Here is a 23403-nt window from a genome sequence, read left to right as displayed (position 1 = left end):
TTAGAAAAATACTGACATAAAGAGGCCAGTACAATGTATGGAAATACCATATTTATAATAACCTTATTTTATGGTATATTAAATGTAAGAAACGGTTATCACAGCGTAGATTTGCTGCATCAGCGGAGGGATTTATATGTTAAAAAAGCAAAAAACAGACAAGCGCAAAGCCGCTTGGGAGAAGGAACTGCACTATATATATAAACAGGAAGAAAAGCTTCGTAAGGCGGCTGGAAGAATTGCTGCTCCCGGCTGGAAGGAAGGATTGGAGAAAAAGATTCCCCCCAAGATTTACGGGAGTCTGGAAAAGGCGTTCTGTAAGGCATTTTCCATTATATTTGAAAAGGGAAATGCAGTGATTGAAAAGAGTTATAATAAGGATGCTATTTTAAAGGACTATGCTGTTCAGAATTATGCCGTTCAGATCAAGGGAACGGGCAAGGAACTGAAACAGCTTCGCAAGGCCGCAAAGTCTCCGGATATGCGGAATATGGCAATTACAACTGTGGAAGGCATTGGCCTTGGCGCCCTTGGAATCGGTCTTCCTGATATTGTGGTTTTTACAGGATTTCTTTTGAAGGGAATTTATGAAACTGCCCTCCATTATGGATATGATTATGAGAAGCCTGAGGAAAAGCTGTTGATTTTAAAAATGATGGAGACGGCGCTTTCCAAGGGGGAAGACTGGAATCAGAATAATGAAGAAGTGGACCGTTTTTTGAAGGAAGGCCTGAAAGACAGGAAGGAAGTTTTGAATGCGGAAGATATGAATGAGGAGGACCCAGATTCAAAGGACATGGAAGCGGCCATTTCAGACCAGACCAAACGGACCGCCCAGACCTTTGCACTGGATATGCTGCTGCTGAAATTCGTTCAGGGGCTGCCTGTTATCGGAGTCCTGGGAGGTGCGGGGAACCCTGTTTATTACCGCAAAGTGCTGCAATATGTGCAGATTAAATATCAGAAGCGATATCTTATGTCAGAATTGAAAAATAATAAAATGCCGGCTGCGAAATGAACTGCTGCAAAAAGCATTATCTAAGAGGCTGACGGCTTTTTAACACCTGAAAGTCACATATCCCTTATGATAAATTGATTACCGGAACCGATGTAAAAGTTCGCCTATGAGAAAAAGGCGGACTTTTGTCATATTTTATGATTTTAATGTTACGGGCGTATTAAGAAAGCATTATGGAGGAGCCGAACGAGATGAAACTATTACAATTAAGATATTTCTATGCAGCTTGTCAATACAATAATATTACGGAAGCTTCCAGAGCATTATATGTTTCACAGCCGGCAATAACAAATGCTATCCGTGATTTGGAGAAAGAGTTTGGGGTGACCCTTTTACAGCGGCTTAACCGGGGATTTCAGCTGACAGAAGAGGGAGAGTTTTTCCTGTCCCAGGTAACTGAATTATTAAAACATGCCGATCAAGTAACTGAAATTATGAATGACCGGGGACAGAAGCGGAAATTAATTCGGTTAGGGGTACCTCCCATGATCGGAACCTGTCTGTTTCCCAATATATACAAAGCATTTAAGCTGTTATATCCGGAAATACATATTGATACAAAAGAACACGGCAGCCGGGACTTACTGAAATTGCTGGACAGGGATTATTTGGATCTTGTAATTTTACCAACCAATGAAATACCGGTATCAGATTATAATATAATTAATTTCAGCAATACGGAAACCGTATTTTGTGTTTCAAACAGCCATGCACTGGCTGATAAAAAGAAAGTTTCCATTGATGACTGTCTGGCGCAGCCGCTGATATTATTTCACTCAGGCTTTTACCATACAACATTAGTAAACAACTTATTTAAAGAAAGAGGGGCCGAACCGAATATTATCCATACATCAACACAATTAGAAACAATTATACAATTTATCCGCAAGGATATTGCATGCGGTTTTCTCTTTGATGAGGTTGTAAATAATAGTTCAGGGGTCAGGGGAATTCCTTTTGATCCTCCTATTTCAATACAAGTGGGCTTGGTTTACAAGAAAAATCATCAAATGTTTACAGCTATGATTGATTTTATTCAATTTATAAAAGCAGGAGATTTTTAAATCAGAGATAAGAAAAAGTTATGACAAGGAACGATTTTGATATTTTTCAAATTTCCATACTTGAAGTAATATGTAGATATAAAATAAAGTTAAGGGGGTTTTTACATGGCACATAAGATCGCAGTAATTCCAGGAGACGGAATAGGCCCTGAGGTGATTTCTGAAGGGGTGAAGGTTCTCCAATGTATTGAAAAGCTGGACAAGAGTATACAATTTGAATTTACTGACTTTCCCTGGGGATGCGAATTTTACTTGAAGAATGGAAAAATGATGGATGACGATGGTATTGAAACATTGAGTAAATTTGATGCCATTTACTTGGGCGCAGTCGGTTATCCTGGAGTTCCGGACCATATTTCTCTTTGGGGGTTGCTTCTTATTATCAGAAAGAGTTTTGACCAGTATGTCAATATCAGGCCGGTTAAACTCCTGACAGGAGCACCTTGTCCGTTAAAAGACAAAAAGCCTGAAGATATTAATATGATCTTTGTAAGAGAAAACAGCGAGGGAGAGTATTCAGGAAGCGGAAGCTGGTTATACAAGGGTAAGCCAAATGAAGTCGTCATTCAAGATGGGGTGTTTTCACGGATTGGATGTGAACGAATCATTCGATACGCTTTTGAATTAGCCCGTACTGAGAAAAAGTCACTTACCAGTATAAGCAAAGGGAATGCTCTTAACTATTCCATGGTATTCTGGGACCAGATATTTAAAGAAGTGAGTGGAGAGTATCCGGATGTAAAAACCTACAGTTATCTGGTGGATGCAGCCAGCATGCTGATGGTAACGAAACCGGAACAGTTTGAAATTGTTGTTACCAGTAATTTGTTTGGAGATATTTTGACAGATCTGGGTGCGGCTATTGCAGGCGGTATGGGATTGGCAGCGGGTGCAAATCTAAATCCTGAGAGAAAATATCCTTCCATGTTTGAGCCCATTCATGGATCGGCTCCGGATATTGCCGGGAAACAATGTGCCAATCCATTGGCTGCAATTTGGTCGGCAAGTCAAATGTTGGACTTTTTTGGCTATACGGAATGGGCGGGTCGGCTTATTGAAGCCATCGGTGCCTTGTTGATTGAAAAGAAGTCATTAACCCCTGACTTAGGGGGAAGCGCTGCGACATCGGAAACAGGGGATGCAATCGTGGATTATTTGCAAAAACAATATAGCTGATGGAAGGTCAGCGCATCTATAAATGGCAGGTTCTTCGGAACTTGCCATTTTTTCATCTATTTTACAATGCCCTTTAAAAATGTGCAGACAATCAATAAAAATGGACATGGAGTTTGCAGGGGAACAATGATACCATTTGATACAACTACTGACAAGTAAAACGGAAAGAGGAGGAGATGTTGTGATGGAATTAAGCAAACACTTTCGGCAGAAGCTGGATGGACGCTGCAATCCGGATTCTGTTGTTCAGGGGGACTGTTACCGGTTCACAGTGCTGACGCCTGAAATGATACGCATGGAATACGATAAAGACGGGATATTTGAAGATTCTCCCACCCAGATCGTATTAAACCGAAACTTTGACAAGCCGGAGTTTACGGTAACCGATACTGAGGGACGTCTGGAGATTTCCACCAGTGCCTTCCATCTGGTTTACAACAAAAAGGAATTTACGCCCAACAACCTTTATATTGATGTCAAATGTGCCTATACCAATTACGGCGGAAGATGGCAGTTTGGGACTACGGAATACGGAAATCCTCCAAGAGAGCACAATTTAAAGGGAACAGCCAGGACCCTGGACCGGATCGACGGTCCTACGGAGCTGGAATTCGGTCTTTTAGATACCAGCGGAAGAACCTTTTTCAATGACAGTGAATCCCTTCTGATTGATGAAAACGGCTGGGTATCTCCAAGGAAAAAGAGCGCAGTGGATTACTATTATTTTGGCTACGGAAGAAATTATTTTAAGGCCATCCGCGACTTTTACCAGTTGTCAGGCCCTGTCCCCATGCTTCCCAAATACGTTTTAGGGAACTGGTGGAGCCGTTACTACAAATATACGGAGCAAAGCTACATGGAGCTGCTTCAGCGGTTTGAGGAAATGGGAGTGCCCTTCTCCGTGGTGGTTATGGACATGGACTGGCACATTGTAGATGTTCCCAAGGAGTATGGAAGGGGCTGGACCGGATATACCTGGAATAAGGATTTCTTCCCGGATCCGGAGCGGTTCATGACCTGGCTTCATGACAGAGGCTATCAAATCACCCTGAATCTTCACCCGGCAGACGGGGTAATGCCTTTTGAAGACGCTTATGAGGAAATGGCAAAGGAATTGGGCGTCAATATGGAAAATAAGGACCCCGTTCACTTTGATGTGACCAGCATTGAATTTCTGGAAGCTTATTTTAAATACCTGCACCATCCCAATGAGAAAATCGGAGTGGACTTCTGGTGGATTGACTGGCAGCAGGGAAAGAACAGCGGAGTGGAGGGGCTGGACCCTCTCTGGATGCTGAACCACTACCATCTGCTGGACTTGCAGAGAGACGGAAAACGGGGAGTTATTCTGTCCCGTTACGGAGGACTGGGCAGCCACAGATATCCCATAGGCTTTTCAGGTGACGCTGTCATCACATGGGACTCCTTGAAATTCCAGCCTTATTTCACAGCAACGGCTTCCAATGTGGGCTATACCTGGTGGAGCCATGATATTGGAGGCCATATGGGAGGGTATAAGGATCATGAGCTGATGGTCCGCTGGGTACAGTTTGGCGTATTTTCCCCCATTAACCGCCTTCACAGCAACAGCAATCCCTTCTGCGGCAAGGAGCCCTGGCGATATCCAAAGCAGTATGGAGATGAGCTTGTCAGCGCTTTAAAGCTGCGCCATAAGCTGGTTCCTTACCTGTATACCTTAAATTACAGATGCCATACGGAGCTGGTTCCCGTCATTATTCCTGCATATTATTACTACCCGGAAGCAGAGGAAACCTATGTGTATACAAATCAGTATTTCTTTGGAAGCGAGCTGATGGTATGCCCTGTCACGGAAAGGGCCCACGAGGAAACAGAGCGTGCCGCGGTGGAAGCATGGATTCCGCCGGGACTCTGGACAGACTTATATACCGGATTTGTTTATCACGGAGGAACTTCCGGCAAACGGGCCGTGTTAAACCGGACCATTTCCCAGGAGCCGGTCCTTGGACGGGCGGGAGGAATCCTTCCTATGGCAGTCTATGGAGAGGGAGAAAACGGTCTGGACAACGCTGCTGATATGGAAGTGGTGATTTTCCCCGGGGATCATGGAAGCTTTGAACTGTTTGAGGATGAGGGAGAAGGACAGGAGTTTAAGAACGGCAAATATGCGGTTACAAAGATGAACCTTGACTGGAGCCCGAATCATGCCTGCTTCACCTTAAAGGCAGAAGGGGATATGTCCATTCTGCCGGAAAAAAGAAGGTGGAAGGTGATTTTCAGAGGATTTGAGGAGGGATTAAAGGCAGAGGCCAACCTGGAGTTTGAAAGCCATTATGACCGGGAAACCAGAAGCCTGATTCTGGAATTCCCCTACATGCCGGCAGAGCGGAAGATCAGAGCGGAAATAAGAGGAGAACAACTGGTATATGGAAATGGAGATTTGAGAGAACGGGCATTTGACCTTTTGGATTCCATGCAGATTGGCATTAACTTAAAGAAGGATCTGTACCAGTGCTTCCTGACAGGAGAAAATCCGGCATCCATCATTTCCTCTATAATAGCTATCAATCCTGGAAAGGCCATTGAGCAGGCACTGCTGGAAATCCTGGTCTGCTGATAATTGATTCAGTCCCAATAGACGCCATGATAAAAATGTATAGTAAAAAAGTGCAGCATGACTGACTGGGATCAGAAGGAACCATAAAAAATTACTGAAAAATATGATGAAATCAGGAAATTTAGATTATTTCATAGAAGAGTAAAAGACAATATAATGGAGGCAGGTACATAAAGAAGGAAAACGGAGGTATTTCTATGAAAAAAACGTTAGCAGTGACTTTGGCAGCAGTGCTTCTGGCAGGAACAGTGGCCGGATGCGGAGGAACCCAGAATTCTGCATCAAACCAGTCCCAGGCAGGGACAGAGGCGGCCAAAACAGAGGCAGGAACTGCGGGTACAGAAGCAGCAAAGACAGAGGAGAAGGAATTGTCAGGGGAAATTACAGTTCTTCTTAACAATTCATTTACCAATTCGGACAGCCCTGCTGTGGTCCGTGCAGCAGAGGAATTTATGAAGATTCACCCTGGCACAAAGGTGGTGATAGAAGGGCTTCCGGGAAATGAGCTGGTTTCCAAATTCTCTACATCAGCTCTGGCAGGAGCAGGCCCTGACGTAGTCGCACTTGACAACGCAGGCTGGCCTATTGATATGGCGGCTATGGGGCTGATTCTTCCTCTCGATGACAAGATTTCAGCCAGCCAAAATGATTATTTACAGGGTCCTCTGGACTCTGGTGTATATCAGGGAAGCTATTATTCAGTGCCATGGTACTTTAACAACACGGGTCTTTACTATAATAAGACCATTCTTGCCGACATCGGAGTGGAAAATCCTCCTGCTACCTGGGAGGAACTGGAAGAGTGCATTAAAAAGGCGACGGAAAAAGGGTATGAAGGTCTGGCAACCAGACTGGATGGCTATGCCATGTTCAACTTCTTCTTCCAGAACGGAAATCCGGTCATTGATACAACAGGAGAAAAACCTGTGGTAACCGTAAACAATGAAAGCGGAAAAGAAGCCTTTAACTATTATGCAGGCTTCCACACCAAGTACAAGGCATTTCCTGAGAGTATGAAGGAGGCCACAAGCTGGGACAAGGCTTATACGCCCTTTATTCAGGGGAATTGTCTGTTCTTCATCTGCGGAGACTGGGCTTATAAAAACATTGTAAATGGAAATCCTGATTTGGAATTCGGTCTGGTGCCCATGCCGTCAGGAAAGGAACAGGCGGTTTGCCTGGGCGGCTATAACCTGGCAATCAATGCCAACACCAAGTCAGAGGATTTATCCTGGGCCTTTGTGGAATATTTAACAGGCAAGGAGTCTGATTTTGTACTGACTGAGCAGGGAAGAATACCGGGAAGAGCCGATGTGGACTATGATCCTATTCTGGAAATCAACCCGGACTATCAGGTATTTATTGATGAATCCTCCTATACAATTCCAAGGCCCAGAGTTGTCAACGCTGCATCTGTAGATGAAAAAATGGTGGATGCATTTAAAAAGGTATTCTTTGACATGATGACTCCGGATCAGGCTCTGGCTGAACTGGAGGAAGAGTTAAATGCATTTATTACAGAAAACTATAACTGATCCAGAACGTTACAGAGGCTGCCTTAAGCAGGTTACAGGCTGGAGGCAGCCTTTTTGAAAGAGAGGGCCGGATAATGGGGAATAAAAAAAATCTACCGAAAGAATACACCTTCAGGCACAATTTAAACGGGTACCTGCTGATTGCACCTGCATTGCTGGCCATACTGGCCCTTAGTATTTATCCTCTTTTGCAGGGAATTGCCATCAGCTTTTTAAACTATGACATGACCCGTTCCAATGCCCCCAACTTTGGAACCTTTGCAGGGCTTAAAAACTACGCAGTCATCTTTGCAAATCCCAAATACATACAGTCAGTTTCAAACTCCGTGGTGTGGACTCTTGTAAACCTGGCGGCTCAGGTGGGTCTTGCTCTGGTGGTGGCACTGGTATTAAATGAGAGGCTGAGGGGAAGGGGCTTATTCCGGACCGTTGCCCTGCTTCCATGGGCCATTCCGGCAGCAATCAGTGCCCTCACCTTCAGCGCCTTGTACGATACGAAAATCGGCATTTTCAACGTGATTTTACTGGAGTTGGGAGTGATTGAAGCTCCTGTTTCCTGGCTGGGAAATATCAGTACAGCCATGCCGGCGGTCATTGTGGCAAATATTTGGAAGAGTACGCCTTTTCTTATGATTTTTATACTGGCGGCTCTCCAGGGAGTTTCCCATGACATGTATGAAAGCGCCAGCATAGACGGGGCGGGAAAAGTGAAGCGGTTTTTGTATATCACCATGCCTAACATTAAGGAGCCTATGGCAGTGGCGGTCATTTTAAATGCCATTTCTATTTTTAACAATTTTAATGCCATCTGGCTGCTGACTAAGGGCGGCCCCTTAAACAGTACGGAAATCATGTATACATACGCATACCGCCAGGCATTTGTTGACCACAAATTCGGCTATGCCGCCGCAGTATCGGTTATTATTTTCCTGGTTATCGCAGTTTTAACGGTGATTTACGTGAAAATGATCGGCGCAGACAAAGACGGCCCATAGGAAAGGAAGTGCAGTTATGAAAAGGACAAAACTTGATATTGCAATATTATATACACTGGCAGTCATCATTGTGGCGGCAGCGGCATCGCCTTTCCTTTGGGTCATTTTTACCTCGTTAAAATCCTCGGAGCAGATTTATGATGCCAGCCAGATTATTCCTGACTACATCACCATGGATAATTTCAAGCAGGTGCTTTTCCGCTCCAATTTTATCCGGTATTTTTTAAACAGCACCTATATTTCTCTTATTGTAACATCAGTCTGCATGCTGACGGCTGTCAGTGCTGCCTATGGATTTTGCCGGTACCGGATATTCGGTTCCCTTCAGATGAAGCTTGGAATCCTGTTTACGAAAATGTTTCCCGGCGTGTTGCTTTCAATTCCTTACTATGTTATCATGAAAAAAATAGGGCTGATCGACTCTCATCTGGGCCTGATTATTATAAATTGTTCCTTTGCCCTTCCCTTTGCAGTCTGGAATATGTGCACATTTTTTACCCAGATTCCATGGGAGATTGAGGAGTCTGCCCTCATTGACGGATGCAGCCGGTTTCAGTCCTTTATAAGGGTGATTTTTCCCATAGCAAAGCCGGGGATTTCAGCCACCAGCCTTTACTGCTTCCTGATGTCATGGGATGAGTTTATGTATGCCAATACGTTTATTAATACCACTTTGAAAAAGACCATACAGGTGGGAATCCGGGATTATGTAGGAGAGTATTCTACGGAATGGGGGCCTTTGATGGCATCGGTAGTGCTGAGCCTGATTCCGGTTATGATTTTCTTTGTCATGGTGCAGGAAAATCTGGTGGGCGGGCTGTCAGCCGGTGCGGTAAAAGGCTGAGATAAAAGGACAGGAGAGGGATATCAGAATGAAAAACAGAGTGTCCAGGTTAAGCATTAAAACAAATATGATTATGCTGATTGTGCTCTATGTGCTCATGCCTCTGTTTGCCGCTCTGATTATCCTTTCTGTCATGCTCCAGAAAAACATGTCCTCCAATATCCGGGAAACGTATCAGATGATGTTCCGCCAGAAGGCGGATAAAATTGATAACATCATTGAGATTGCAAATTATTCCAGCAGTGCATTTATTACCGACGATAAGAACATTTCCCTGCTGCGCACCATTTATGAGGCAGGAGGGGCCTATGAAAGGGACAGGGCCCAGACCCAGCTTGCCAGGATTCTGGAAAAGACCCAGGTCAGCGTGCTGGCGGGATTTTTAGGACAGGTCGGCATTCTCACCAGAGATGGGGTGCTTATCACCTCCAATGGAACCCAGGAGGTGAGGACAGAGTATAAAAAATCGGATTGGTATGCCGGAATCAGCCAAAAGGGTCAGTTTCCTTACTGGGATTTGGAAATCAACGGTTTTATGAATCAGATGATGGGGGAGAGAAGTGCCTTTGCTTTTGGAAGGATTGTGAAAAAGTATAAGGATCAGAACCTGGGGTTTTGGTTTGTCAGGATTCCCCAAAGCGTGTTCTGGGATGATATCAGCGAGCCGGTGTTCCGCCAGGGGACTATGGTTATGCTTTCGGGGGATGGAAGAGTGCTTTCAGAGGTGAGGGATGAGCATCACGCTGAACTTGCGGGAAGCATTGTAAGGAATATGGGATTGAAGGAACTTCGTACAGATGAACTGGTGGTAAACCGGGATGGACGAAGTACTTTTTATATGGCGACCAGGCTGGCATCAAACGATGCTATTCTTTTGTACATAGGGGATTACGGCTTGATCTTTGACAGGGTAACGAAGATTACACATATTATGATGGTCTTCATGATTGTCATTACCATTGCCATCACTGCCTCTATATTGAAGGTTTCCACTTATATGACGGCCCCCATCAACAACCTGGTCAGCCACATGCAGACCATTGAGCAGAGCGATTCCGGTGTGATTGAGGGACGGGGAGGCTTTCGGGAGACAGTGGAGCTGGAAAAGAGCTTTAACAGGGCCAGGGAGAGAATCCATAAGCTGATTGAGGATGTGAGGCTGGAGACGGAGCAGAAGGAAAAGGCTTATTATGAATCCCTGCAGGCTCAGATTAATCCTCATTTTCTCTTTAATACCTTAAATGTAATCCAGTGGAAGGCAGCCTTAAACCAGGATACCGAGGTATCAGGGATGCTGTCAGATTTAAGCGTTCTGTTGTATGAAACCTATGACCATGGAAGCGAGCTGGGAACCATTGCCCACTCTATGGTGGTTCTCAATGCTTATGTAAAGATCATGAAGGTGCGTTTCAGCGATCAAGTCAGCTTTTTCTACACCATCCAGGAGGGAATGGAAGAGTGTCTGATCCCCCGTTTTTGTCTCCAGCCTTTGGTGGAGAACTCCTTCCTCCATGGGATGACCCACATGGAAGACGGACTGATTGTCCTGCGGATTGAGGAGGTGGATGGCCACATAGAGCTGACTCTGGTGGACAATGGAAAGGGGATGGAAAAGCAGGATTCTGACATGCTGCTTTTGGCAGACCAGGCCACAAGCAAGTACAAGATCACCGGAATCGGCTTGTCGAATATCCATCAGCGGGTACAGGCGCTGTTTGGCAGAGAGTATGGACTGGAGATTGATCCCTCCGTTGAAATTGGATTTCGGATTACCCTGAAAATTCCTAAGCTTACAAGGGGAGGTGCAGATGGACAATTTGAAGATTCGGACTATGATCGTTGAAGATGAGCTGCTGGCAAGGGCCGGGCTTCGCTCTCTCATAGACTGGGAAAAGATGGGATTTATTCTTTTGGAGGATGCAAAGGACGGGGAAGAAGCTTTGGAGCGGGTCCGGCAGTACCAGCCGGACTTGCTTCTTTTGGATATTAATATCCCTATTATTTCAGGGCTTGAGCTGTTAAAGATCATCAAAGAAGAGCATATTCCCACAAAGGCGGTTATTATCAGCTGTTATGACGACTTTGATACTGTAAAGATGGCTATGAAATTAGGTGCGGTTGACTATGTGAGAAAGTTTGGACTGACAAAGGAAGAACTGACCAACACCCTGGCAAACATTGTGGGGACTCCCGGCATGCGTTTTTTAGAAGGAGAAACCAAATCTGCAGCCCAGACCCGAAGGGATATGAGAAAGAGCATTCAGGAGGCTCCTGAGGGATTTGAAAAGGGGTACTGCCTTTGTTTTTGCATGCTATGGAAGCATACGGATGAGATGGTGGACTTAAAGATCATTGAGACTATATGCGGCCAGTTCTATCATGGAATGGGAAAAGAGATTGTTACAAAAATATATGAGGGCAAAATGCTGCTTTTCAGTAAAGCTGAGGTAAGGGTTGGCGAGCTGGAGGCATTGAGAAAGCAGATCCGTCACTTTATTGATGCTGAATTTTATGTAAGTATTACTGCCTATGATACAGCGGACATTCCTGAAATGTATTTTTTAAAACTGCTTAATTCCATTGAGGTGATCGCCTTCTACGGCGGCGGTGAGGGGATTGTGCCCTTGGAGAAGCCGGTTGAGGTCGTGACCTCTTATCCCTTTGATGTGAACCAATATTATAAGGAAATTGACCGGGCTTTGGCGACTACCTCCCAGAAAGACATGTTCCTTATTTTAGACCGCCTTTTTGAGGAAATTGCAGGGTGTGCTTTTTTATCTGTCAATCTGGTCAAAAAGCTGATGATTGAACTGCTGAGCCGCTTTTCAGACCGGGCCTCCCATTTGGGCGGAACCATGGAGGAGGTCCTTGTTTTCGGCAGCTATAAGCATTACCAGAGTATTGTCCATATTACGAACTTTAAGGACATGAAGGAGTGGTTTTACCAGTTTGTGCAGGAGTATGTCAATGCTTTTTTCAGCAGGCAGAAGCGGTCTGAATCCGAACTGATTGAACAGGTGCTGAATTACATTGACACCAATCTGACCTCGGTTTTACAGCTTGGAGAGGCGGCCCGCAGAATCGGGGTGTCAGAGCCTTATCTCAGCTCTTATTTTAAAAAGAACATGGGAGAAAATTTTATCCCCTATGTGAACCGGAGAAAGGTAGAGGAAGCCAAGAAGATGCTGAAGGAGGGAAAACTGGTATATCAGGTGTCAGATATTCTGGGCTTTGAAAACAGCACCTATTTTTCCAAGCTTTTTAAGAAAATAGAAGGCGTTACCCCGGAGCAATACAGGAAAGGAAACTGAAAACAGTATGATCACAATTAAAGAAATGGCTGAAATGCTTGGAACCAGCACTACCACGGTGTCCAATGTCATCCACGGAAAAACCGGTGAAGTTTCTCCTGCCATGGTGGAAAAGGTAAAACAGCTCATAGAAGAATGCAATTACGTTCCCAACATCAACGCCAGAAATCTGGCCAGAAACAAATCCGGCATCATCGGTCTTGCAATGAAGGCCAGCCGGAATAAGTATGAAAACTTTGTAAAGGACCCCTTTGGAGGAGAGCTGACCGGAGCATTGGAAAGCAGTGTCAGGGCAATGGGATACTTTATTATGCTGTATATATCTGATGATATGGGGGAAATTATCAACTCTGTTGCCAGTTGGAATGCAGACGGACTTCTTCTCCTTGGAGTGAAGCAGGAAGATGGGGAGCTGCTGAAGGAAAAAGTCAAAAGGCCCATGGTTTTTATAGACAGCTATTTTGACAGCGCCTCTTTTGAACATGTAAACGTAGGAATCCAGGATAAAAAGGGCTGTTATGAAATTACAAGATATTTAATAGAAAAGGGCCATAAAAAGATTGCCTACCTTGCGGACAATTGTGAAGGCTGTGATCTTCAAAGGCAGAAGGGGTATGAGGAGGCTATGAAGGAGGCCGGACTCCTGCCCGGGGAGGAGAATTTTCTCCTGCTGGAGCCTAAGGGGGCGGATCTGTCTTCCCTTTTGGAATATGCCTATTCCAGAGCCAAAGAATTTACAGCCTTTGTCTGCGCTTCTGATTTTTATGCCGCCCACATCATGAACTATTTTATGGATAAGGGAATGAAGATCCCTCAGGATTTATCCATCGTTGGCTTTGATGACAATGTTTACAGCAGGATGGTGAGGCCGGCCCTGACAACGGTTCATCAGGATGTCGCTGAAAAGAGCAGCCTTGCGGTGGAGAAACTGGTTCATATGATTCGAAAAGAGGACTGCGGGGAGAAATGTCAGAGGCTTCCGGTTTTTATTAAAGAGAGAGATTCGGTAAGAGAATTAAAATAGTTAAGGAAAAACGCATGTAAACCTATTAATACATGTGTTTTTTTTATGGAATGGGATGATATTTTCCAGAAAAAGGGAAGAGAAACTCTTGATGTCATGTTTAGAACATGATAATATAGTAAATGCGTGAACTTATGCGCATAAGGTATAAAAGATTGAAGATCAAAACGTTGTTTTTAAGAAGTTTTAATTTAAGATAAATCATAAAATAAAAAGGGGTATGGCTATGGATCGAAAATGGTGGAAAGAAGCAGTTGTATATCAAATCTATCCCAGAAGCTTTCAGGACAGCAATGGGGACGGAATCGGAGATTTAAATGGAATCAGGTCCAGGCTTGATTACTTGAAGCTGCTGGGAATTGATGTGATATGGCTCTCACCCGTCTATCAATCCCCTAATGATGACAATGGATATGACATCAGTGATTACCAGGAGATTATGGATGAGTTGGGAACCATGAAGGATTTTGATGATCTTTTATCTGAAGCTCATGAACGGGGAATCAAAATCGTAATGGATCTGGTGGTCAACCATACCTCTGACGAACACAAGTGGTTTGTGGAAAGCAGGAAAAGCCTGGACAATCCATACAGGGATTATTACATCTGGAGGGAAGGAAAAGAAGACGGAGCCTGCCCCAATAACTGGGGTTCCTGCTTCAGCGGCCCGGCGTGGGAATACGATGAAAATACCGGAATGTATTATCTCCATCTCTTTTCCAGAAAGCAGCCGGATTTAAACTGGGACAATCCCGCTGTAAGAAAAGAAATATTTGATATGATGGACTGGTGGTGCAGAAAGGGAATTGACGGCTTTCGAATGGATGTGATCAGCATGATATCAAAGGATGAGAACCTTCCTGACGGTCCTGTAAATGGAGGATTATATGGAGATTATTCCCCTTATGCCGTTCACGGACCTCATGTTCATGAGTATTTAAAGGAGATGAACCAAAAGGTCCTTTCCAGATATGACTTAATGACTGTGGGAGAGACAGCAGGTGTCACGGTGGAGGAAGCCAGAAAGTATTCCGGTGAACATGAGGGGGAGCTTGACATGGTGTTCCAGTTTGAGCATGTGGAGGGCGACGGAGAGATCGGAAAGTGGACGGATAAAAAGCCGGATATTCTAAGGCTGAAACAGATCATGTCAAAGTGGCAGACAGGGTTGGAGGGGTGTGCCTGGAACAGCCTGTTCTGGGATAATCATGACCAGCCCAGAGCCGTATCCCGTTTTGGGGATGACAGAGGCCAATACAGGAAGGTGTCTGCAAAAATGCTTGCTACCTGCCTTCACATGATGAAGGGAACTCCCTATATTTATCAGGGGCAGGAGCTGGGAATGACCAACTTCCCATTTGAGGATATGTCCCAGTTTCGGGATATTGAAAGCCTGAATGCCTATGAGGAGCTTGTGGGCAAGGGTGTGGTGAGCCATGAAAAGATGATGAGTTATTTTCGGTGCAAAGGCAGGGATAATGCCAGGACTCCTATGCAGTGGGATGACAGCGTAAACGCAGGCTTTACTTCGGGAACTCCCTGGCTGGCGGTAAATCCTAATTATCCGGAGATCAATGCAAAGGCTGAGACGGCAGATGAAGATTCTGTATTCTATTATTATAGAAAACTGATTAACTTAAGAAAGAACCGTGATATCATTGTATATGGAAGATATGAACTTATTATGGAAGATGACTCCAGGATATTTGCCTATGTAAGGAGACTGGGGGAGGAGAAACTGCTGGTATTATGCAATTTCTCAGACCAGGAGGCAGATGTTACTCTTCCTGAGGAGTTCCGGGGAGAAAATGGGGAATGTCTGATCCATAATTATGAACGCCCCTGGGATCAGTGTAAGGATAAGCTTCTGCCTTATGAAGCGGTTGCCATTACTTTCTAAGGGAAAGTCAGCCATAGTACAGATGAAACTTGGAAGGTCAACCTGAATCTATAAAAAATATAAAAACAGAATGGATAATATGAAGATGAAAAAACAATGGTGGCATGGTAAGGTCGCATATCAGATTTATCCTAAGAGCTTTAAAGATACCAATCAGGATGGGGTGGGAGATTTAAGGGGAGTCATAGAAAAGCTGGATTATTTGAAGAATTTGGGCGTCGATATTCTGTGGCTTTCCCCCATTTACTGCTCCCCTCTTGCGGATCAGGGATATGATATTTCAGATTACTATAACATTGATCCCAGGTTTGGAACCATGGAGGATATGGATGAACTGATTGCCGAAGCAAAAAAAAGAGACATGTACATTTTAATGGACTTGGTGGTCAACCACTGCTCCGATGAGCACCAGTGGTTTCAAAAGGCTATGGAGGACCCGGAAGGGGAGTTTGGAAAGTATTTTTATATTGAAAAAGGCAGGAATGGAAAGCCGCCCAGCAATTTAAGGTCTTATTTCGGCGGCAGTGTATGGGAGAGAATTGGGGAAACTGACCAGTACTATCTCCATTTATTCCATAAGAAGCAGCCTGATCTCAACTGGGAAAACCCGGTTGTCAGAAAGGAAATCTATTCCATGATCAACTGGTGGCTGGAAAAGGGAATTGCAGGCTTCCGGATTGATGCCATTATTAATATCAAAAAGGCTCTTCCATTTCACGACTATGAGCCGGACCGGGAGGACGGACTGGCTTCCTGCGGGAAGATGCTGGAGGAAGCAAAGGGCGTCATTGACTTTTTAAAGGAAATGAAGGAAGAAACCTTTCAAAAGTACAATGCATTTACCGTAGGTGAGGTGTTTAATGAAAAGCCGGAGGAGCTGCCGGATTTTATTGGGGAAGATGGCTGTTTTTCTTCCATGTTCGATTTTCGGGAAACCATATTTGGGTCCAGTGAAAAGGGCTGGTATGACAGCCAGCCCATTATGCCTGATGATTACAGAAACTGCTGCTTTGAAAGCCAGAAGCGGGTGGAAGGAATCGGATTTTTGTGCAACATCATAGAAAATCACGATGAACCAAGGGGAGTGAGCCGTTATATTCCGAAGGGAGAGTGCAGCGATGCTTCCAAAAAGCTGCTGGCAACCCTGTATTTTATGCTGAAGGGTCTTCCTTTCATCTATCAGGGCCAGGAGATCGGAATGGAGAATGTTCCCTTCCGTTCCATAGCGGATATTGACGATATTTCCACACTTGACGAATATAAGGTGGCGCTGGAGCAAGGTATTTCTGAAAAAGAGGCATTTGAGATTGCCTGCCGGTACAGCAGGGACAATGCCAGAGTGCCCTTTCAATGGAGCTCTGATAAGAATGCCGGTTTTACACAGGGAAGCCCCTGGCTCATGGTGAATCCGGAGTATGAAAAGCTTAATCTAGAGCTTCAGAAGGAGGACCCGGATTCAGTCTTTCAGTATTATAAAAAGCTGATTGCCCTTAGAAAATCAGAAGTATATAAGGACACCTTTGTATATGGAGCTTTGGAACCGGTTTACACGGAGTTTGAAAGGGTCATGGCTTATTACAGAAAGGGAAAGGACCAGGATATTCTGGTTATAGGAAACTTTCAGACAGAGTCCAGGAGGATTGAATTGCCGGAGAAGGCGGCTAAAGTTCTGCTGAATAATGACGATACAGTTTCCTGGGAAGACGGATACTTGTGCTTGAACGGATATCAGGCGGTTGTGCTGGAGCTTGAAAGGTCACGGTAACATAACATTAAGGCTGAAACAGCATGTTCCCGCTGTTTCAGCCTTTTCGGTGTACCCGGCGGGCGCATGTGCTGTAGTGAAAATCTGCAATCCCCTTTCAGGTGAGACTATATTTAAGGAAGGAAAGGGGAACCCGGAAGCATTAAAGGATTTATACGATATAGAAATAATTCATAGCACTGTATCTTAACTCTTCACATAATAAACCACATGGAATTATATTATTTTGTGATACCGGTACCACAAAATGAATAATAAAATAGAAAAGTATTTAAATAAAAGAACAAACAGTGTAAAAAATGACTAAAAAATATTTGTTAAATAGAGTTGACATGTAAAAAGTGCTATGTTAATATGTGAATATAATATAGGGTACCGGTACCACAAAATCGAACAAGGAGAATGATATGCTGACAATTCATGAAGTGGCAGAACTGGCAGGTGTTTCGAAATCAACTGTATCTAGAGTTTTGAATAATAATGGCTATGTGAATGAGGATACCAGACGTAGGATTGAAAAAATCATACAGGAGAACCAATACAGGCCATCTGCGGCAGCAGTCAGTCTTTCCAGACAGATTGGGAGTACAATCGGTGTGATTATCCCTGAGATAGATAATACCTTTTTCGGAGAAGTTCTAAAGGGAATCAATGATGTGGCTGATCAGAATAATTTTTCTATTATCTGCTGTGACACTCAAAATAATGGTGACAAAGAGTTGAAAGCATTAGCAGCCTTAGAACAGCAGCGGGTCCGGGGAGTTATTATTACGCCGGCTATGGGCTACGGCGACAAAGAGTCGGTGGAGAAGCTGAAAAATGCTTTGGCGAAACTAGATGTTCCAGTGGTAGTTGTAGACAGGGATTTTGATTATTCCCAGTGGGATACGATCTATTTTCAAAATTATGAAAGCGGTTATATTGCAACAGAAAGTTTAATTAAGGCCGGTAATACAAAAATCGGTATTATTCAAGGTGATATGCAGTTAAAAATAGCGAGAGAAAGGTTTCGGGGATATCAGGACGCAATGGCGGCAAATGGCCTGGAGGTTCCGGAACAGTATGTGCTGAAGGGGGATTTTACAGTAGAGACGGCATATGCACTCACTAAAAGTATGATAAATAACAAAGAACTTCCTGATGGTATGGTTACCTGCAATAACCTTACCAGTATAGGTTTTATTAAAGCGATGATAGAGAGCGGCATTACCATTGGGAGTGATGTTGCAGTTGTGGGTATTGATCATGTTCCCATGCTGGATGTACTGGGGTTTCGATTCAGCTGTGTATCCAGAGATACCATTGAGATGGGGCGTATGAGTATAAAACTTCTTATGCAGCGGATGAATAATCCGGAAATGCAGAGAAGTATTTGGGTTGTGCCCTGTAAGCTGGAGCTGAATGGCTCAGAAAAAACAAACCGGTAAAGTTTGTTTTTGCCCCATGTGGGAGCGGTACCACACGGGGAATACATGGTATATATACGGGAGAGACGTCCTCCCGGATGTATATATAAAACTATATAAGAATGAGAGGGATTTATTATGAAGAAACGAGCTTTAGGATTGATGATGGCGGTCATGATGGCAGGAACATTGACTGCATGCGGCGGAAATTCAGCAGCAAATTCCACGGAAGCGGCTCAGACAACAGCGGCAACAACAGCGGCAACGTCCGGAAGTGAAAAGCCAGCCGAACCAGAGACAAAATCCGGTCCTTACAAAGTAACGGTTATTATCAAAGCGACAGATTCTTCCTATTGGCAGACGGTATTGCTTGGAGCCCAGGCGGCAGCTGCCGGGAGCAATGGAGAGATTGTAGTGACTACTGCAGGTCCGGCATCTGAGACGGGAATTGATGAACAGGTTACTATTCTGGAAAATGCAATTTCTGCAAAGCCAGACGGTATTGTAATTGCATCCATCAGCTCTGAAGCAACCGTCCCGGCGGTGGAGGAGGCCGTAGCCGCAGGAATGCCGGTTGTAACAGTTGACAATAAATTAGCAACAAATGTTTATACACAGCATCTGGCAACTGACCATTATGCTGCTGCCTCAACAGCAGCTGAAAAAATGGTGGAACAGTGGAAAGAGGCAGGAATAGACCCGTCAGGCAAAAAGGTTGCAGTTATCAGTGCAGACTCCGGTTCTGCCGTAAATCAGGCACGTTGTGAAGGATTTGCAGATAAGGTGAAAGAACTTGCTCCTGATATTATCATGATAGAGACTCAGTATTGTGACAATGATATTGCAAAAGCACAGGATGCAGTAGATAACCTGATTCTCGCAAATGAAGATTTGATTGGAATCTTTGGTGATAACAACCACATGGGAGATGGTATTGCGAATTCCATTGCACAGAATGGAAAGTCCGGAAGTATCATTGCCTATGCATTTGATTCTGATGATACGGAAATCGAAGCAATTAAAAATGGTGCATTGACGGGTATTGTTGTTCAGGACCCATACGGAATGGGATATGAAGGTGTACTTTCCGTAATCGCGTCTTTAAAAGGCGAGAGTGTTGAGAAAGATGTTGTAGCGCCTACGACTCTGGTAACAAAAGACAATTTGGATGTGCCGGAAGTACAGAAGCTGCTGTATCCCGGTAAATAATAAATGTCAAGTGATCTGAAATTTATGGAGGTCGGTAAATGCAGGAACAAATAACACCCATTGTCTCCATGAAAGGAATTGTAAAGGAATTTCCAGGTGTACGCGCTCTTTCCGGCGTAGACCTGGAGCTCCTTCCAGGGGAAGTACATGCACTGGTAGGTGAGAATGGTGCGGGTAAATCTACAATTATTAAAATACTGATGGGAGTCTATACGAAAACAGCAGGAGAAATCTATTTAAATGGTGAGAAAAAAGAGATTAAATCTCCTTTTCATGCACAGTCACTGGGATTGGGAGCGGTATATCAGGATGTGAACCTGGCACAGCATCTTTCTGTAGCTGAGAACTTCTTCATGGGGCAGCTGCCCAGAACAAAACTTGGTACCGTAGATTATGCACATATGTATAAAGAAACAAAAGAAACACTGGATTCCATCGAGGTACATGTAGACCCGAAAGCGATTATCAAAACGCTGTCAGTGGCGCAGCAGGAGATGGTGGCAATCGGAAAGACCATGCACCAAAAGGCGAGAGCGGTCATTTTTGATGAACCGACAGCGCTGCTGACAGCAGATGAGACAAAACAGTTGTTCAGAATCATTGATAAGCTGAAACAGGAAGGTGTGGGTGTTTTGTATATCTCTCACCGTATGGAAGAGATATTCAGTATCTGTGACCGGGCAACAGTTTTAAAAGATGGAGGCCTGGTGGGAACCGTTGATATGGAAAACACAGATGAAGACCGCCTCATATCTATGATGGTGGGAAGAAATGTAAACGATATGTATCAAATAGAGCATGTACAGCCGGGTGAGACAATTCTTAAGGTGGAAAATATTTCAAGGGGAACAGCCTTTCAAAATATAAGCTTTGAGGTAAAGCGGGGCGAGATCTTTGGTATGTTTGGATTAGTGGGTTCGGGACGGACTGAAATTGTGAGGTCGATTTTCGGAGCTGATGCCAAAGACTCGGGAAAAGTGACCTTTATGGGGAAAGCGGCAGATTTCACCAGGCCGGTTCAAGGGATTCAGGCCGGCATTGCGCTGCTCCCGGAAGACAGGCGGGCCCAGGGGCTGGCACTGGGCATGTCAGTTGCAGACAACACCAACATGGTTGCAGTACATCGTATCGCTCGTCTGGGAATCATGAATAAAGGAAAAATTGAGCGAATTGCCCAGGAGTATGTAGAAAAGCTGAGGACAAAGACACCGACGGTTTATCAGTCGGTGAAAAATCTGTCCGGGGGTAACCAGCAAAAGGTTGTTATATCGAAATGGCTGGCTCAGGACAGTGATCTGTTTATCTTTGATGAGCCCACAGTAGGGGTTGATGTGGGGGCAAAACTTGAAATCTATAAAGTATTTGAATCATTGATTAAGGAAGGCAAGACCATAATCATTATATCCTCCTATCTTCCGGAGGTAATGGGGCTTGCAAGCAGAATGATGGTGATGTATGAAGGACGTCAGATGGGAATCATTTCCCGGGAAGAGTTTACCGATGAAAACATCATGCGGTATGCTTCCGGTATGAAAGGAAAGGAGTCATAAAGGCTATGGCGGAAAAGAAAAAACAAAATCTGTTCCTGTCTCGCTTTCAGACGGAGCTGCTGCTGGTGGGCATTTTGATCGTATTATTTTTGTTCTTTGGTGTGAAGTCGCCTGTATTTTTAAAGGTAGATACACTTATGAAGCTGTTAAAGCAGGCTTCTATATATGGGATTATAGCCATCGGAATGACATTTGTTATTACGTCATCCGGTATTGATTTGTCTGTCGGCTCGGTGATTGGCTTATCAGGGATTGTGGTCTCCATGTGTATGGTAAGGGGGATCCCGGTCATTGTATCAATTCTGATTGCCATAGGTGCAAGTATGTTAGTTGGATTGTTTAACGGAGTTCTGGTACATAATGCAAAGGTTCCGCCGTTCATTGCCACCATGGCCTCCATGACGGTTGTCAGGAATGTCATTCTGTTGATGACAGGGGCCAAAACCATATCCAACCTTCCCCAGAACTTTACGGCTTTTGCATCAGGATCTATGTTGGGAATTCCCAATATGTTTTTAACCTGGCTGGCGATTATTATCCTGGGTATTTTCATTACAGGAAGAACTGTTTTTGGGAGAAATATCTATGCTTATGGAAGTAATAAAGAATCTGCAAGATTAAGCGGAATCAACATTTCCTCAACCGTGTATGGGGTGTATATATTCTCCGCCATTGTTTGTGGAATTGCAGGCATTCTAATGGCGGCCCGCCTTGGAAATGGAGTGCCGACTTCAGGTGATGGATATGAGCTTGATGCAATTGCTGCTTCCGTTGTCGGCGGTGCCAGCCTGGATGGCGGTGAAGGTTCCGTAATAGGTACCGTTCTTGGAGCTATGATTATGGCCACGCTGCGTCAGGGCGGAATATTGCTTGGAATCAATTCGTTTATCATGGAAATTATTATAGGTTCGTTAATTGCAATAGCAGTTGTAATTGATAAAATGCGGAAAAGCCGATAGATGGAGGGGAAGGATATGATATACAAGAAAGTTGGAAAAATTGCGGAAAAAATTTCGGTAATTGGAATTGGGTGCTGGAATTTTGGCGGAGATTGGGATTCTATGGATGATAAGAAATCATCGCGGATCATACATGCAGCAATTGAGAAAGGAATCAATTTCTTCGACGTAGCACCGGTTTATGGATTTGGGCATTCAGAGATGGTTCTGGGAGCGGCATTAAAAGAAGGAAGTCACAGAAATAAAGTACTGATTGCATCGAAAGGCGGCCTGTTATGGAATGAGAACCATGAGACAACGAATAATCTCTCAAAAGCAAGCCTGCTGAGAGAGATTGATGCGACATTGACAAGACTTCAGACAGATCATGTGGATATTTATCAGATGCATTGGCCTGATCCTAATGTACCATTAGAGGAGACGGCAGAGGCTCTGGAAGAAATGAAGAGAGCTGGAAAAATTCGATATGTAGGATTAAGTAATTTTTCACAGACAGATGTTGAGAAAATGATGGAATACACAGATGTTCATTGTCAGCAAAGCCTGTACAATATGCTGGAACGAAATACAGACAGCTATCACAGCATTCCTTTGGAATATAAGACAGAAAAAGAGGTATTGCCCAATGTACGAAAGTTTGGTCAGGCATTTCTGCCGTACAGCCCCTTATTTCAGGGATTGCTGGCTGGGAAATTTCATTCGGGGACGAACTTTTCTGAAAATGATATCAGGAATGCAAACCCCAAGCTGGTAGGACCGGCATTCAGGCAGTATTTTGACGGTGCGGAACAGATTAAGGGGATAGCAGAAGAATATGGGAAACCAATGAATGAGGTTGCCTTAAACTGGCTGAGACAGAAAGAGGAGGTTACTTCTATCATTGGAGGGGCTTCCACGGTGGAGCAGCTGGAACAGAATATTCAATGTACAACATGGGATATTGATGATGAAATGATGGGAAAAATTAATAAAGTACTGGAACCATTTGAGAACCTGTAAACAAGTCAATTAATTGGGAATAAATACAGTAAAAAGCCAAAAACAATGGTTA

The 23403-nt window shown here is 44.2% G+C and carries 17 protein-coding genes; all 17 read left to right on the top strand.

Annotated elements, in window-relative coordinates:
- The first annotated feature begins 136 nt into the window (after positions 1–136).
- Positions 137–1018, top strand: a complete 882-nt coding sequence (locus V7M78_RS17335; RefSeq protein WP_333651625.1) for an EcsC family protein — start codon at positions 137–139, stop codon at positions 1016–1018.
- Between the two features lie 191 nt (positions 1019–1209).
- On the top strand, positions 1210–2082 hold the full coding sequence (locus V7M78_RS17330; protein WP_333651624.1) for a LysR family transcriptional regulator: 873 nt from the start codon (positions 1210–1212) through the stop codon (positions 2080–2082).
- Between the two features lie 105 nt (positions 2083–2187).
- The gene (locus V7M78_RS17325; protein WP_333651623.1) at positions 2188–3258 is read left to right on the top strand and encodes a tartrate dehydrogenase; all 1071 of its coding nucleotides are present in this window, start codon (positions 2188–2190) and stop codon (positions 3256–3258) included.
- A 184-nt stretch (positions 3259–3442) separates the two neighbouring features.
- Complete coding sequence (locus V7M78_RS17320; RefSeq protein WP_333651622.1) at positions 3443–5854, top strand: glycoside hydrolase family 31 protein; 2412 nt, start codon at positions 3443–3445, stop codon at positions 5852–5854.
- Between the two features lie 197 nt (positions 5855–6051).
- Complete coding sequence (locus V7M78_RS17315) at positions 6052–7389, top strand: ABC transporter substrate-binding protein (protein WP_333651621.1); 1338 nt, start codon at positions 6052–6054, stop codon at positions 7387–7389.
- 74 nt (positions 7390–7463) lie between these two features.
- Entirely contained in the window at positions 7464–8384 is a 921-nt protein-coding gene (locus tag V7M78_RS17310; RefSeq protein ID WP_333651620.1) for a carbohydrate ABC transporter permease, read from the top strand.
- A 16-nt stretch (positions 8385–8400) separates the two neighbouring features.
- On the top strand, positions 8401–9228 hold the full coding sequence (locus tag V7M78_RS17305; protein WP_333651619.1) for a carbohydrate ABC transporter permease: 828 nt from the start codon (positions 8401–8403) through the stop codon (positions 9226–9228).
- A gap of 28 nt (positions 9229–9256) precedes the next feature.
- Positions 9257–11071: a sensor histidine kinase gene (locus tag V7M78_RS17300; protein ID WP_333651618.1), complete on the top strand. Its 1815-nt coding sequence runs from the start codon at positions 9257–9259 to the stop codon at positions 11069–11071.
- On the top strand, positions 11037–12539 hold the full coding sequence (locus V7M78_RS17295) for a response regulator (protein ID WP_333651617.1): 1503 nt from the start codon (positions 11037–11039) through the stop codon (positions 12537–12539). The genes V7M78_RS17300 and V7M78_RS17295 overlap by 35 nt, the downstream gene beginning before the upstream one ends.
- A 7-nt stretch (positions 12540–12546) precedes the next feature.
- On the top strand, positions 12547–13563 hold the full coding sequence (locus V7M78_RS17290; RefSeq protein ID WP_333651616.1) for a LacI family DNA-binding transcriptional regulator: 1017 nt from the start codon (positions 12547–12549) through the stop codon (positions 13561–13563).
- Positions 13564–13789: 226 nt separating this feature from the next.
- Positions 13790–15463 (top strand): glycoside hydrolase family 13 protein, encoded by a 1674-nt coding sequence (locus V7M78_RS17285; RefSeq protein WP_333651615.1) that lies wholly within the window; start codon positions 13790–13792, stop codon positions 15461–15463.
- Between the two features lie 85 nt (positions 15464–15548).
- Positions 15549–17228 carry an alpha-glucosidase gene (locus tag V7M78_RS17280; protein ID WP_333651614.1) on the top strand — a complete coding sequence of 560 codons (1680 nt, stop codon included), beginning with the start codon at positions 15549–15551 and terminating at the stop codon, positions 17226–17228.
- A 407-nt stretch (positions 17229–17635) separates the two neighbouring features.
- The gene (locus tag V7M78_RS17275) at positions 17636–18655 is read left to right on the top strand and encodes a LacI family DNA-binding transcriptional regulator (protein WP_333651613.1); all 1020 of its coding nucleotides are present in this window, start codon (positions 17636–17638) and stop codon (positions 18653–18655) included.
- A 117-nt stretch (positions 18656–18772) separates the two neighbouring features.
- On the top strand, positions 18773–19843 hold the full coding sequence (locus tag V7M78_RS17270) for an ABC transporter substrate-binding protein (RefSeq protein ID WP_333651612.1): 1071 nt from the start codon (positions 18773–18775) through the stop codon (positions 19841–19843).
- 38 nt (positions 19844–19881) lie between these two features.
- The gene (locus V7M78_RS17265; protein WP_333651611.1) at positions 19882–21393 is read left to right on the top strand and encodes a sugar ABC transporter ATP-binding protein; all 1512 of its coding nucleotides are present in this window, start codon (positions 19882–19884) and stop codon (positions 21391–21393) included.
- Between the two features lie 5 nt (positions 21394–21398).
- Positions 21399–22352, top strand: a complete 954-nt coding sequence (locus V7M78_RS17260) for an ABC transporter permease (RefSeq protein WP_333651610.1) — start codon at positions 21399–21401, stop codon at positions 22350–22352.
- A 15-nt stretch (positions 22353–22367) separates the two neighbouring features.
- Complete coding sequence (locus V7M78_RS17255) at positions 22368–23351, top strand: aldo/keto reductase (protein ID WP_333651609.1); 984 nt, start codon at positions 22368–22370, stop codon at positions 23349–23351.
- Positions 23352–23403 lie beyond the last annotated feature (52 nt).

Source organism: Lacrimispora sp., from assembly GCF_036758025.1.
Lineage (GTDB): Bacteria > Bacillota > Clostridia > Lachnospirales > Lachnospiraceae > Lacrimispora.
The sequence above is the reverse complement of the archived record's forward strand: the minus strand, read 5'-3'. Positions and strand labels throughout refer to the sequence as shown.